Genomic DNA, 13,106 nt, shown 5'->3' with positions numbered 1-13,106 from the left:
TCAGCCCCTCCGGCGTTTGAGGAGCGGGGGGCGGAGCCCCCTGGCGGGGTCGAAGGGGCGGAGCCCCTGGGGATGGGAACGGGTAGGGGCGGCGGGGGCGAAAACAAATGGGCCCGCCCCCACTGACCCCCTTACCATCCCCGACATGCCAAGCCCCCAGGGATTCAGCTACGAAGCACACGCAAGCGGCACCGTCCGCATCACCCACCACAACCGCCCCGCGGCCACCCTGAACGGCGCACGAGCGGCGCAGTTCCTCGCCGAGGTGGACGCCGGAGACCCGCAGCTCGTCATGGCCCGCTGGACCGGAAACTACCGCCGAGGCAACGAACGCACCGCCCGCAACCACCCCCGCAACACCCGCTGAACCGGATCGTCCGAATGGTCGCCGGGTAAGGGAACGGTAAAGCGGTCCCGCTCGTTCACCCGGCATGACAGCTATGACCCCCGGCTCGAACATCCCCCTGTCCGCCGCCCGCGTGACGGTGGACGTCGCCGCACCGGTGCGGCTCGACGTATCGGGCCTGCTGCTCACCGCCGACGGCAAGGTGCGCTCCGACGACGACTTCATCTTCTACAACCAGCCGAGCGGCCCGGGCGTGACGTACCGCTCGGGCGGCGGCACGGCCCCCGACGCGATCACGGTCGACACCACCGCCGTGCCTCCGGGCATCGAGAAGATCGTGGTCACCGCGAGCCCGGACGCCGCGGGCCAGACCTTCCAGGGCATCGAACCGACGGCCACGATCCGCAACGCCGACGACAACACCGTCCTGGCCACGTTCACGCCCCCGCAGCTCGGCACCGAGACGGCGCTGGTGATCGTGGAGATCTACCTCCGCAACGGCGCCTGGAAGGCCCGCGCCGTCGGCCAGGGCTATGCCAACGGGCTCGCGGGCATCGCGACCGACTTCGGTGTGACCGTGGAGGAACCGGCACCGGCCCAGGTCGCGCCGCCGCAGCCGATGGCCCCGCCGCCGCCCGCGGCACAGCCGTCGATGGCACCCCCGCCGCCCGCCGCGCCCCCGGCCCCGCCCGCCCCGGCGCCCGGCACCGGGAAGATCAACCTCGACAAGGGCCGGGTCAGCCTCCAGAAGAACCAGACCGTGTCCCTGGTCAAGGGCGGCAGCCCGCTGCTCTCCCGGGTGAAGATGGGCCTCGGCTGGGAGCCGGCGTTCCGCGGCAAGGACATCGACCTGGACGCCTCGGTCATCGCGTACGGCCCGCAGCGCAACCACATCGACAGCTGCTACTTCGGAAAGCTGACGATCCTGAACGGCGCGGTCAAGCACTCCGGCGACAACCTCACGGGCGAGGGCGGGGGCGACGACGAGGTGATCGTGGTCGACCTCGGCAGGCTCCCGCAGGAGGTCACCGGCCTGGTGTTCACGGTCAACTCCTTCTCCGGCCAGAAGTTCACGGAGGTCGCCAAGGCCTACTGTCGTCTCCTGGACGCCACGACGGACGAGGAACTGGTGCGCTTCGACCTCACCAACGCCGAGCCGCAGACCGGCGTGATGATGGCCAAGCTGACCCGGCAGTTCTCCGGCGAGTGGGACATGACCGCGATGGGCGACTTCGTAAAGGCCCGCACGGTCCGCAACATGGTGAAGCCGGCGGCACAGGCGCTGTAACCGACCGCACGACGCCTACGGGCGCCCCCGACTCCAGGGGGCGCCCCGCGGCAGCGGACCGGATCCGACAGCGAGATCACCTCAAAGATCGACGTCATGGCACGATGACCGCCATGTCAGGTCAGGTCTGGGTGTCACTGATATCTGTGGGCGGCGTTGTCCTCGGCGGCTTGTTGTCCTACCTCGTCCAGCACAGGACTCAGCTCTCGGCGGAACGCGCCGAACAGCAACGGCAGCAGATCGCCCTGTCGGAGGCCCGGCGAGCGGAACGGCTGGCGCTGCTGGAGCGGTTCATCGAGGTGGGGGCCGAGGCCGAACGCTCCGCCTTCAGCCGGCCTTCCGCATGGGAGGACACCGACGCCTGGTTCCTCACAACCCGGGACGTCATGAACAGGCTGTGGGTCGCGGAGCGGCTCATTCGCATCCAGTTCCCCCTGCCCGTGCACGGTGCGGCACGCGCGTACTTCCTCGACCTCAACCGGACGGTCTGGGAAGGCTTGCCCGAGGACGAGAGCGTGCGGGACTACCTGGAGGACAACCGGCTGGCGTTTTTGGACGCGGCCCGCGCGGTCATGGGGTAGCGCACTGTTGAAGTGGCTGGTCAGCGGGGTGGCCGATGAGTTCACCGTCCTCGAACGGTCTACCCGGCGACACGACCGTTCCCGACAGGAGTGCCATGTCCACCATCCAGCCAGTGATCGTGACTGCCGACCAGGATGTTCTGCTCGGCTTCTATACGAAATTGTTCGGCGCCGAGGAGATCTTCCGGGTACCGGCGGAAGGCCCGGCCTTCTACCTCGGCTTGCGCATCGGCGACACCGACCTCGGGCTGGTGGCCAAGGAGGACCCGGGGACCGGAGCGGCACCGCGGATTCTGCTCAGCATCGGTGTCGACGACGTCGACGAGACGCTCGGCCGGGTGGCGGCGCTGGGCGGCTCGGTCCGCGGCGGCCCCAACGACATGCCGTGGGGACAGCGCGTCGCCCACATCCAGGACCCCGACGGCAACCCGGTGAACCTCACTCAGCCGATCCCGGCCCGGTGACGCTGTTCCGGGGGCATGTGCTGATCGTGGGCTACCTGCGACAGAGGCCCCAGGCCGACTAGAACAGGGCGCTGTAGGCGTTGAGCGCGGGCTGGCCGCCGAGGTGGGCGTAGAGCACCGTGGAGTCCCGGGCGATCTCCCCGCGCGCGACCAGATCGACGAGCCCGGCCATCGACTTCCCGGTGCTGTGCGGACAAGGGTGTGGCCCGCACCCCCCGTAGAAGTGCGGGCCACGACTGTGGAGCCACGGCGCGGAGCCACGGCGCGGCTCAGACGGTCCAGGGCCAGTCGGCGTCCCGGGCGGCCTCAAGCAGCGGCACCATGCGGAAGGCCGCGTCCGACAGGCCTCCGAAGGTGTGCCGGTTCCCCTTGCCCGACGGGCCGTGGCCCGCCCGGTAGCCGGCCAGGTTCCAGGTGTAGACGGGGACGCCGGCCGGGACCTGCTCGGTCGGGTCGCCGTGCACGTTGTACGCGTACTGCTCGTCGGTGACGATCAGTACCCGGTCCTGCCCCCGGTAGTGCGCGCGGATCGCCGAGGTGGTGTCGGTACCGCCCAGGTCACCGAAGCGGCCCAGGATCTTGAGCACCGACTCGCCCTTGTCGAACGTCAGGCGACGGCTCGTAGTCCCGAACTCGACGAGGTCCGCGTCCGCCGCCCGCACCGCGAGCGCCGTACCGAAGATCGCCGCCGCGTCGGCCCGGTTGAGCTCCGAGCGGTCCGACAGCCGCGCCCACATCGAGCCCGAGCGGTCGACGAGCACCAGCGTCCGCCCCGGCAGCGCGGGCACGTTGGCCAGCGAGTGACCGAGCGCCTGCTCCAGCGGGTACGCCCAGCGCAGCGACGGGGCGTGCTGGTACGCGGCCAGGTACCGGAAGGGGTACTGGCGCGAGCGCGCCACCTCCGCCGGGTCGCTGATCTTCGCCGCGACCCGGGCGGCCACCTCGTCCGAGACTCCCGCCTCGTCGAAGTTCCGCAGGTTGCGAACCAGCGCCATCGCGCCCATGGACGGGATCACGGCCTCCCAGGCCGCCTTGTCCATCGGGCCCTGCAGCCAGCCGGCCAGCGCCTCCCAGGTGATCCCGGCAGCCGCGAGCCGCTCGGCGCCGTCGGGCGCCGTGACGACCGCCCGGCGCTTCCGCACCGGTACCGCCATCAGCTCGCGGTGCGCGGTCAGGACGCTGTTCGAGGCGGGCGGCACGGCGGTGTCCGGGTTGTGCCGGCGGTCCAGCGCGTACTGGAACAGCTCGCCCTGCCACGGCTTGTCCGGGTCCGGCGCCGCGTGCACCAGGTTGAGGATGTCGCCGAAGCGGTAGCCCTTGGACGCGGTGTCGTACTTCAGCAGGGACTTGCCGTGGTAGAGCCGTCGTACGGCGTCGGCGACGCCGCGCTTGACCGGCTTGGGGACGGTGCGGCCGTAGGTCGCGGTCCAGTAGGCGAGCAGCTCGCCGGGCTCGTCCGGACGTCGCAGCACGGAGGCGATGACCTGCCGGTTGGCGGGACCCTCAGTGACTCCGGCCGCCAGGCGCGCCTTCACGTACTCGGCGGCGCCCACGATCGCGGCGGTACGGATGTTGCCCTCGCCGCGCAGCCAGCCGAGCAGGCCGGCCGTCCAGGAGGGGTCGGTGACGGCGAGCTCGCGCACGAGCGCGGCGAACCGGTCGTCGCGGTCGGCGCCGCTCTCGTAGAAGGTCCGCTGCGAGACGAAATTGGCGACGGCGAGCAGAAAGAGCTCGGAACGTGCGTCCCGCTCGTGGCCGCGGCCGCCCTCGTATGTACGGAGCACTCGCCCCGTGGACGTCACCCGCGAGGTCGGCTGCGCCTTGGCGGCCTTGGTGTTGAATCGCGCCATGTTGAATTCCCCCGAATTCTTTTCCGTTTCGGAGGGAGGCACAGCAAAAGGAGGGTGCCCGAGATCAGGGGTCGGCGACGGACTTAGCCGGGTGCTCTACCCAATTGAGCTACACCGACCCGAAGTCGATGACGGGACTCGAACCCGCAACCACCCGATCCAATGAAGTAACCGCTGCCTGCGCACCGGGCACCCACCTTGAGCTGCGCCTCCCGAGATCAAGTCGGCTGCGGCACTGGATTCTCTTTGCAAAAGAAGTAGCCGCTGCCTGCGCACCGGGAGGTGCATGAAGTTGTGGTGTCCAGAGATCGAGGTCGGCGGAACCGACAAAGGTGCTCTAACCCCTGAGCTACACCGGCCCGTTGTACCGGTGGCGGGACTCGAACCCGCGGCCGCCCCATTATGAGTGGAAGTAAGTCCTGCCTTCGCACCTGGACGTTCATCACTCTAGGAGGGGGGCCGCGGGACGAGCCAGCGAATTAATTCCCGTCAGAAGTTCAGCCGCGCTTCTGACGCTTCCAGGGCCCCGTGATGGCCAGCATGATGCCCGGGACCTGGATGTTGGCGAACAGGGTCCTTCCGTCGGGTGAGAAGGTGACGCCGGTGAACTCGCTGTACTCGGGCTTCTCCGCGGTGCCGATGTTCAGGTCGTTGCGGGCGATCGGGTAGGTGCGGCCGCTGTCCGTGGCACCGAACAGGTGCTGGACGCCCTCGCCGTCCTCGGCGATGACGAGGCCGCCGTACGGGGAGACGGTGATGTTGTCGGGGCCGTCGAAGGCACCGTCCTCGGCGGGGTCGGGGTTGACGCCGAGGAGCACCTTCAGGGTCAGGGTGCGACGCTTGGGGTCGTAGAACCAGACCTGGCCGTCGTGCTGGACGGGGCTCTCCGCGCGGGCGTACGAGGAGACGATGTAGGCGCCGCCGTCGCCCCACCACATGCCCTCCAGCTTGCGGGCGCGGGTGACCTGGCCGGCGGTGAACTGCTTGCGCACGGAGGTCGTCTTCGCGTCGCGGTCGGGGACGTCGGCCCAGTCGACGCCGTACACGGTGCCGATCTTCGTGGCGCGGGAGAGGTCGTCGACGAACTGGCCGCCGGAGTCGAAGCACTTGAACGCCTGCAGCACGCCGGCGTCGTCGGCGAGGGTGCGCAGCTTGCCGCGGCCGTGGCAGTAGCCCTCCGGCGGGGTCCAGCGGTACAGGAGGCCGTTCGGGCTCGCCGCGTCCTCGGTCAGGAGCAGGTGGCCGCGCTTGGGGTCGACCACGACCGCCTCGTGGGCGTAACGGCCCAGCGCCTTGACGGGCTTGGGGTCACGGTTGGCCCGGCGGTCCTCGGGGTCGACCTCGAAGACATAGCCGTGGTCCTTGGTCATGCCGCTCTGGCCGGCCTTGTCCTCGGTCTCCTCGCAGGTGAGCCAGGTGCCCCAAGGGGTGCTGCCGCCCGCGCAGTTGGTGGAGGTGCCGGCGATGCCGACCCACTCGGCGACCTTGTCGTGCCGCACCTCGACGACCGTGCAGCCACCGGAGGCGGCCGGGTCGTAGACGAGGCCCTCGGTCAGCGGCACCGGGTACTTCCAGCCGGCGCGCGGGCCCTTGAGCTCGTGGTTGTTGACGAGGAGGGTCGCGCCGCGCGGGCCGTCGAAGGTGGACGTGCCGTCGTGGTTGGACGGGGTGAACTCACCCGATTCCAGCTTGGTCCTGCCGCTGTAGGTGATGATCTTGTACTTGAACCCGGCGGGGAGCGCGAGGATGCCGTCCGGGTCGGGGAGCAGCGGCCCGTATCCGACTCCGCCGTGCGCGGTGGCCGAGTCCTCGCCGACGCTCTCGGTGTCCGTCGACGCGAGGGCGTTCGGCGCGGTGGCGAGGGCGCCGACGCTGCCCGCCAGCGCGACCCCGGCACCGGTGATCGCGGATTTTCTGGCGAAGTCCCTGCGAGTGAGCGACATGGTGTCTCCTGTGACGGTGGGATGCCGTGGAGCGTGGCGGGCCTCGGTCCGCGAAACGCTCCCGCCCGTCTCTGAACGGGAGTTGAACACCGGGCGACCGCAACGGGCCCGCTTCCATGAATCCGTATACGCCTTCCCACGGGGCTCAAAAGTCACTCCGGCCCGGGGATGTGTCGGCGGAGGCCCTGTCCGCACATACGCCTTCAACGGCGCGACCCACGTCCGGCGGGCGTGGGTCGCGCTCGTGCTCGGCGGGCGTGGGTCGCGCTCGTGCTCAGTACCCCTGCTGGGAGCGGGCCTTGAACGCGGCCTTGCGCGCTTCCTTCGCGACCTTCTTGTCCGGGTGCAGACGTCCCATGGCCTCCAGCACGTCCGCCGTCGCCGGGTGCTCCACGCGCCAGGCCGTCGCGAAGAAGCCGCTGTGCTGCTGGGCCAGGCCCGCCACCAGGGCCCGCAGTTCCTCGGAGTTGCCCTCGGCCTGGAGCTGGGCGGCCACGGTGTCGATGGTCAGCCAGAACACCAAGTCCTGGGACGGTGCGGGCACGTCGGGGGCGCCGCGCTCGCTCAGCCAGACCCGGGCCAGGCCGCCGAGCTCGGCGTCGTCGAGCACCTCCCGCAGCGCGGGTTCGGCCTCCGCGCCGACCAGTGACAGCGCCTGCTGGCAGCGCAGCCTGCGCAGCGGCGCGCCGGCGTCACCGCCCCGGGCGGCGGCGAGCAACTCGCGTGCCGCGGCGAGGGGTTCGCGGTGGGCCAGCCACTGCTCGGTCTCGGCCAGGGCCGCACTCGGCGGGAACAGGGAGGTGCCGTCGAGCAGGACGTCGGCGCCCTTGTCGGCGAGTTCACCGACCGCGGGCGCCTCGAAGCCGGCCTCCAGCAGCCGCGCGCGCAGTCCGTACACGCCGAGCGGGGTGAGCCGGACCATGCCGTAGCGGGCGACGTCGGTCTCGTCGACGGGTGCCGCCGCCGGCTCCTCGTCGGCGTCGGCCATCAGTGCCTCGTCGACCGGCTGGTACTCCACGAGCCCGGCCGGCTCCAGCATCCGGAACTGGTCGTCGAGACGCATCATCGCGTCGGAGACCTGCTCCAGGACGTCGTTGGTGGGCTCGCCCATGTCGCTGGGCACGATCATGGAGGCGGCGAGGGCGGGCAGCGGCACCGGGGCCTCGCCGGGGCCGTCCTCCCGGACGGTCAGCAGATAGAGGTTCGCGAGGACGCCGTCGAGGAAGTCCGCCTCGGCCTCCGGGTCCCAGCCGAGTGACGCGAAATCGACCTCGCCGCCGTCGTCCAGCGCGTCGACAACACCGTCCAGATCGGGCACGGTCGCATCGGCGACGACGGCCTCCAGGGCCGTGAGCCACACCGCGAGCACGTCGTGCGGCGAGCCGGCGGTGAGCAGCGCCAGCTCCTCCCCCGCCGCCACGGTGCCGGCCTCCTCGTCGACCACCTCGACCAGCCCGGTGTCCACGGCGGCCCGCCAGGCCTCACTGGCGTAGGCCGCGGCGTCGTCCCCGGTCAGCCCCAGCGTCTCGGCCGCGGCCGGCAGCTGTTCGTCGACCAGGCCGCCTCCGGCGTCCACCCGGGTCTCAGGCCCCGCCCAGCGGGCGAGCCGGGCCGCCCGGGAGAGCAGCGGCGTGGACAGCGCGGCACGCGCCAGCTCCGCTTCGGGGTGCAGCCGCACCGGCGGCAGGGGGGAGCTGTCTGACATCGGCTGGTTCTCCTCGGGCCATGAAAGGACTCAGCCGCTCAGCCTAGACGGATTTCCACCCATGCCGCCCGGTTCATCTCTCCTTCGGCCTCCGCACATGGCCGAAACCTTGACAACTGCCTTGATCAGGCAGGAGATTGACGCGCGTAGAAGTCGGGGGACAACTGTTCACTGTCTTTCTACGCGTGTCACACCGCCGCCGCGTGTCATGCGCACTCCATATGTCCAGCCTTGTCCCGGCGCTCACGTTCATCCCCGGAGGGATCCCCTTGCCGAGCAGGTCTTCCGCGCGTCTCGCCGCGCTCACCGTAGCCGCGGTCTGTTCCGCGGCGTCCACCGTCGTCCTCACGTCTCCCGCGCACGCGGACGCGGTGCGCATCCATGACATCCAGGGCAGCACCCGCATATCGCCGTACGCCGGCCAGAAGGTGACCGACGTGCCGGGCATCGTCACGGCCACGCGCACCTACGGCTCCTCCAAGGGCTTCTGGCTCCAGGACCCGACCCCGGACGACAACCCGGCCACCAGCGAGGGCGTGTTCGTCTTCACGAGCTCCACGCCGAAGGTCGCCGTCGGTGACTCGATCACGGTCACCGGCACGGTCTCCGAGTACGTCCCCGGCGGCGCCTCGTCCGGCAACCAGTCGGTCACCGAGCTCACCAAGCCGACGATCACCACCGTCTCCACCGGCAACGCGGTCCCGGCCGCCACGGTGATCGACGCCAAGTCGGTCCCGGCGGAGTACGCCCCCGCGGGCGACACCGCGGCGAGCGGCTCGATCAACGCCCTGACCCTGGACCCGTCGAAGTACGCCCTGGACTACTACGAGTCCCTGGAGGGCATGACCGTCCAGGTCGCCGACACCCGGGTGGTCACCGCGACCGACCCGTACAGCGAGCTGTGGGTCACGGTGAAGCCGCGCGAGCACCGCACCCACCGGGGCGGCACGATCTACGGCTCCTACGAGTCCCAGAACACCGGCCGCCTGCAGATCCAGTCGCTGGGCTCGACCGCCGGCTTCCCGAAGGCGAACGTCGGCGACACCCTTGAGGGCACCACCACCGGTCCGCTGGACTTCAACCAGTACGGCGGCTACACCCTCGTCGCGAGCAAGCTCGGCACGCTGCAGAGCGGCGGCCTGGAGCGGGAGACGACCCGCAAGCAGGCGCGCGGCGAGCTGGCGGTGGCGACCTACAACGTCGAGAACCTCGACCCGTCGGACGCCACCTTCGACAAGCACGCGGCCGCGATCGTGAACAACCTGCAGTCGCCCGACGTCGTGTCCCTGGAGGAGATCCAGGACAACAACGGCGCCAAGGACGACGGCACGGTCGACGCGAACGAGACCGTCGACAAGCTGATCGACGCGATCGTCGCGGCGGGCGGCCCGAAGTACGACTGGCGCTCGATCAACCCGGTCAACGACCAGGACGGCGGCGAGCCCGGCGGCAACATCCGCCAGGTGTTCCTGTTCAACCCGGAGCGGGTGTCCTTCGTGGACCGCGCGGGCGGCGACTCCACCACCGCGGTCGGCGTCACCAAGGTGCGCGGCAAGGCCCAGCTGACGGCCTCCCCGGGCCGGATCGACCCGACGAACGCGGCCTGGACGAGCAGCCGCAAGCCGCTGGCCGGCGAGTTCGTCTTCCGCGGCCAGACCGTCTTCGTGATCGCCAACCACCTCAACTCCAAGGGCGGCGACCAGGGTCTGACCTCGCAGTACCAGCCGCCGGTGCGCAGCTCGGAGATCCAGCGCCACGCGCAGGCCACCGAGGTGAACGCGTTCGTGAAGGACATCCTGTCCGTGCAGAAGAACGCGAACGTCATTGCGCTCGGCGACATGAACGACTTCGATTTCTCCGAGACCACGCAGATCCTCGAAGGTGACGGCGAGCTGTGGTCGGCGATCAAGTCGCTGCCGAGGAGCGAGCGTTACACCTACGACTACCAGGGCAACCAGCAGGTCCTGGACCAGATCCTGGTGAGCCCCTCGATCCGGCGCGGCTGCGACCTCGACTACGACTCCGTGCACATCAACTCGGAGTTCAACGACCAGATCTCCGACCACGACCCGCAGGTGCTGCGGTTCCGCCCGTAACCCGGTCCGGGGACCTCAGGACTGGCTGAACACGCCGTTCAGCCAGTCCTGCCAGGCGGTCTCGTTCGTCTCGGCGTCGGCGTCCGGCGCAAAGTCGTGGACGCTGATGCCGAGCGGCGCGCCCCAGTGGCCGCGGCCGAAGAAGCGGATGAGGGCGCTGTCGGTGCGCAGCCCGATGAAGTACGGGTTGCGGTAGTCGAGTACGGCGTCCAGGGTCCGTCCGCCGGGCCCCTGGGCAGCGACCTTCGTGCCCGCGGCCGTGTCGTCCGCGAGGCCGAGCGCACGGCCGACGGCGGCGAGCGCCCGCGGTGTCTGCGAGGCCGCGGGCCCCTCCAGCTGGACGAAGGTGACCGGGCGGGGCGCGAAGTGCGTGAGGTACTCGCACAGGGTGTGCAGATAGAAGTTGGTGTGCTTGCTCGCGCCGTCGTACTGGTTGTTCCAGTCGTCGGTGAAGATGCCGCTGTGGACATAGCGCACCCAGGCGCGCCGGCCGTCGTCGCGGGGCTCGATCGTATAGTCGAGCTGGTTGAGGGACTGGATCGAGAAGCCGACGTCCTCGCTGCGGTTGGTGTAGCGGTGGGGCGGGTCCCAGGCGGTGACGGTGGACCCGAAGGGCCCGCTGCCGCCCACCCGCGGCTCGGGCGGGTCCATCGGCCACAGATAGCCACCGGTTCCGGTGGTGACCGCCTCCCACACCTTCTCGGGCGGGGCGTCGACCTCAAACTCGCGGACGATCTCGAATTCCTCGGGCATGGTGGGGCTCCTGCGGACTACTGGTCCAGTTCGGGGGTGGGCCGGTCCTTGACCGTGGGATGGATGGCGACGACGATCCGGTGGTCCCGGCCGCCCTCCGTGTCGGGGGCGTCGTACTTGCGGATCAGGGCGCTGACGCCCGCCGTCAGTTCCTGGGCGAAGGCCGCGCGGTCGGCGGCCGAGGCGAAGCGGACCTCGCCGTCCAGCGCGTAGGTCGCCAGCGGCTTGCGCGCCTTCGTCGCGCCGGTGATCAGCGCGCCGACGTCCCGCACCAGGCGGGCGCCGAGCGCGAGCAGCCAGCGCGCGGAGAGCTGGTCGCGGAAGCGCTCCGGGTCCGGCTGCACGGGGGCGAGCGCGAGCGGCGAGATGACGTACGACGCTGCGGTCGCGCGCATCAGCCGCTCGGTGACATTGCCCTTGCGGCGCTCCCCGGCCAGCTCGACCAGGCCGTGCCGCTCCAGTGCCTTCAGGTGGTAGTTCACCTTCTGCCGGGGCATCCCGACCTTGCCGGCCAGCATCGTGGCCGACGCGGGCTCGGCGGCCAGCTCGGCGAGCAGTCTGGCCCTGATGGGGTCCAGGGAGACGGCTGCGGCCTCGGGGTCCTCGATCACGGTCACGTCCAGCATGCGTCCACAGTCTCACCGAAAACTTTTTTTGTCCATGCGGGAGGAACTTTCGGTGAGACGGTCGAGTCTGCGCGGCGGCGAGTCGGCTCAGCGGCGACCGTGGTGCCCGTGGTGGCCGTGACTCCTGTGCCGCAGGGCGCCCGCAGCGACGACCGCCGCGCCCGCCGCCGCCCCGACGAGCAGCACCGACCGCGGGGCGTGGGCGGCCCTGTCCTGGACGGTGTGGCCCGCTTGCGCGGCGCCGCTGCGCAGTTGCACGGTCATGGCGCCTGCCTTGTCCCTGAGGTCGGCGACCCGGGCCCGGGCGCGCCCCTTCAGGTCTCCCTTGTCCGCCAACTCCCCGGCGGTGCCGTCGAGTTGGCTCCTAGCCTGGTCGGTCTGTTGCCGCAGTTCCTCGGGACCCTTCGCGCCGGCCCCCTGCGGAGTCCTGTCCGTCATCGGTGCACTCTTTTCGCGGTCTTGCGTTTCCACTCGGTTCCGGAACATCCGGGTACCCCGAGCGCTGACCGTTAGCCCTTGTCCCCGTTGGCCTCTCCCCCGGCCCCATGCTCCCCGAGCCGAGCCAGCTGGGTCTGGAACCAGTCGAGGCGGGCCTGCAACAGGGCCGCCTCGGCGGCGAGTTCGGGAACCCCGAGGCCCTCGGGCCCGGAAAGCCCGGCGAGGCCGGCGACAGGGAGGGCACCCTCACGGTCCGCCACCACCCGCAGCCCGTTCCCGGCCAGCCGGGCGAAGGCGGTGAGCGAGACGGACGTACGCCCGCGCACGCACCCCGCGCAGGCGGCGGTCAGGGCGCGCCGGCCGGGCCTGCCCCAGCCCGCGTCGGCCAGCGCGGCCGCGGGCGCGCCGCACGCACAGGGGCCGACGGTGGCCGTACGCACCCGCTGCCGGGCGTAGCGGAAGCCGCGCTCGAAGCGGATGTAGGCGCCGAGGACGGAGACCTCCAGCAGAACGGCCGCCCGGTGCTCCGTGGTGCACAGCAGCGCCTCGGCGGCCGTGCGGTCGTGCACGCAGTGGAAGCCGCAGTCGCACAGCCGCGCGGGCGGGCGGTGCCGTCGGCCGTAGACGCACGACGCGTCGTCCAGCACTCCGTACGGCAGCGCGCCGCCCAGCGACACACCGGTGAACCCGGCCCTGGTGCCGTCCTGGGACAGCACCGGGTGGGCGATCTTGTATCCGGTCGGCGGCTCCGCCGGGCGTTCCGTGGGGAGCCGCAGCCTCATCGGGCGACCGGGGCCTCTTCCGGCGCGGACGCCGCCGGTGCGACGGTCTCCTCGGGAAGTTCGGGGTCTTCCTCGTGGACGAGCGGCCGCTCCTCGGCGACTCCGGTGGCCAGTGCCTTGCCGAGCTTCATGGCGCCTCCCATGACCTGAGGTTGGGGTCGGTGACCGTCCGGCCCATAGTGACCCATGAGCGGCCGAGTTGGACATAGGGCCGGAGGCCGCCACGGGAGCATC

General features: G+C 70.8%; 13 protein-coding genes, 1 tRNA gene and 1 pseudogene. 5 read left to right on the top strand and 10 right to left on the bottom strand.

The window, feature by feature from the left end; translation table 11 throughout:
- The first annotated feature begins 145 nt into the window (after window positions 1–145).
- The 4 genes from ACZ4EG_RS16285 (at window position 146) to ACZ4EG_RS16270 (ending at window position 2,679) form a co-directional block, all read left to right on the top strand.
- On the top strand, window positions 146–367 hold the full coding sequence (locus tag ACZ4EG_RS16285) for a hypothetical protein (protein ID WP_453548408.1): 222 nt from the start codon (window positions 146–148) through the stop codon (window positions 365–367).
- Between the two features lie 73 nt (window positions 368–440).
- Window positions 441–1,634, top strand: coding sequence for a TerD family protein (locus ACZ4EG_RS16280; protein ID WP_453548639.1), 1,194 nt, complete (start codon window positions 441–443; stop codon window positions 1,632–1,634).
- Window positions 1,635–1,738: 104 nt separating this feature from the next.
- Window positions 1,739–2,215 carry a hypothetical protein gene (locus ACZ4EG_RS16275; RefSeq protein WP_453548406.1) on the top strand — a complete coding sequence of 159 codons (477 nt, stop codon included), beginning with the start codon at window positions 1,739–1,741 and terminating at the stop codon, window positions 2,213–2,215.
- A gap of 95 nt (window positions 2,216–2,310) precedes the next feature.
- Window positions 2,311–2,679: a VOC family protein gene (locus tag ACZ4EG_RS16270; RefSeq protein WP_453548404.1), complete on the top strand. Its 369-nt coding sequence runs from the start codon at window positions 2,311–2,313 to the stop codon at window positions 2,677–2,679.
- A 58-nt stretch (window positions 2,680–2,737) separates the two neighbouring features.
- Here the strand turns inward: ACZ4EG_RS16270 and ACZ4EG_RS16265 are convergent.
- The 5 genes and pseudogenes from ACZ4EG_RS16265 to ACZ4EG_RS16245 all read right to left on the bottom strand — a co-directional run.
- Window positions 2,738–2,872 (bottom strand): annotated as a pseudogene (locus tag ACZ4EG_RS16265) (1-aminocyclopropane-1-carboxylate deaminase); the annotation flags it as partial.
- A gap of 76 nt (window positions 2,873–2,948) precedes the next feature.
- Window positions 2,949–4,529, bottom strand: a complete 1,581-nt coding sequence (locus tag ACZ4EG_RS16260) for a vWA domain-containing protein (protein ID WP_453548397.1) — start codon at window positions 4,527–4,529, stop codon at window positions 2,949–2,951.
- Between the two features lie 365 nt (window positions 4,530–4,894).
- Window positions 4,895–4,964 (bottom strand) — tRNA-Ser (locus ACZ4EG_RS16255).
- 62 nt (window positions 4,965–5,026) lie between these two features.
- Window positions 5,027–6,472 carry an alkaline phosphatase PhoX gene (locus tag ACZ4EG_RS16250; RefSeq protein ID WP_467791058.1) on the bottom strand — a complete coding sequence of 482 codons (1,446 nt, stop codon included), beginning with the start codon at window positions 6,470–6,472 and terminating at the stop codon, window positions 5,027–5,029.
- Between the two features lie 274 nt (window positions 6,473–6,746).
- Window positions 6,747–8,177 carry a hypothetical protein gene (locus tag ACZ4EG_RS16245; RefSeq protein WP_467791057.1) on the bottom strand — a complete coding sequence of 477 codons (1,431 nt, stop codon included), beginning with the start codon at window positions 8,175–8,177 and terminating at the stop codon, window positions 6,747–6,749.
- Window positions 8,178–8,446: 269 nt separating this feature from the next.
- Here ACZ4EG_RS16245 and ACZ4EG_RS16240 point away from each other — a divergent pair, with 269 nt between their 5' ends.
- Window positions 8,447–10,273 (top strand): endonuclease/exonuclease/phosphatase family protein, encoded by a 1,827-nt coding sequence (locus tag ACZ4EG_RS16240; protein ID WP_467791056.1) that lies wholly within the window; start codon window positions 8,447–8,449, stop codon window positions 10,271–10,273.
- Between the two features lie 15 nt (window positions 10,274–10,288).
- Here the strand turns inward: ACZ4EG_RS16240 and ACZ4EG_RS16235 are convergent, their stop codons facing one another.
- The 5 genes from ACZ4EG_RS16235 to ACZ4EG_RS16215 all read right to left on the bottom strand — a co-directional run bounded on the left by ACZ4EG_RS16235 (window position 10,289) and on the right by ACZ4EG_RS16215 (window position 13,015).
- A complete protein-coding gene (locus ACZ4EG_RS16235; RefSeq protein ID WP_467791055.1) occupies window positions 10,289–11,026 on the bottom strand; it encodes an SRPBCC family protein in 738 nt (245 codons plus the stop codon).
- A 17-nt stretch (window positions 11,027–11,043) separates the two neighbouring features.
- Window positions 11,044–11,652 (bottom strand): ArsR/SmtB family transcription factor, encoded by a 609-nt coding sequence (locus ACZ4EG_RS16230; protein WP_453548385.1) that lies wholly within the window; start codon window positions 11,650–11,652, stop codon window positions 11,044–11,046.
- An 87-nt stretch (window positions 11,653–11,739) separates the two neighbouring features.
- Window positions 11,740–12,090, bottom strand: a complete 351-nt coding sequence (locus ACZ4EG_RS16225; protein WP_467791054.1) for a DUF3618 domain-containing protein — start codon at window positions 12,088–12,090, stop codon at window positions 11,740–11,742.
- Between the two features lie 71 nt (window positions 12,091–12,161).
- On the bottom strand, window positions 12,162–12,872 hold the full coding sequence (locus ACZ4EG_RS16220) for a hypothetical protein (protein WP_467791053.1): 711 nt from the start codon (window positions 12,870–12,872) through the stop codon (window positions 12,162–12,164).
- The gene (locus ACZ4EG_RS16215) at window positions 12,869–13,015 is read right to left on the bottom strand and encodes a hypothetical protein (RefSeq protein ID WP_467791128.1); all 147 of its coding nucleotides are present in this window, start codon (window positions 13,013–13,015) and stop codon (window positions 12,869–12,871) included. Before ACZ4EG_RS16215 ends, ACZ4EG_RS16220 begins: the two co-directional genes overlap by 4 nt.
- Between the last annotated feature and the right edge of the window lie 91 nt (window positions 13,016–13,106).

The organism is Streptomyces sp. NPDC025638, from assembly GCF_055558775.1.
This window is presented reverse-complemented; position numbering and strand designations above follow the sequence as displayed.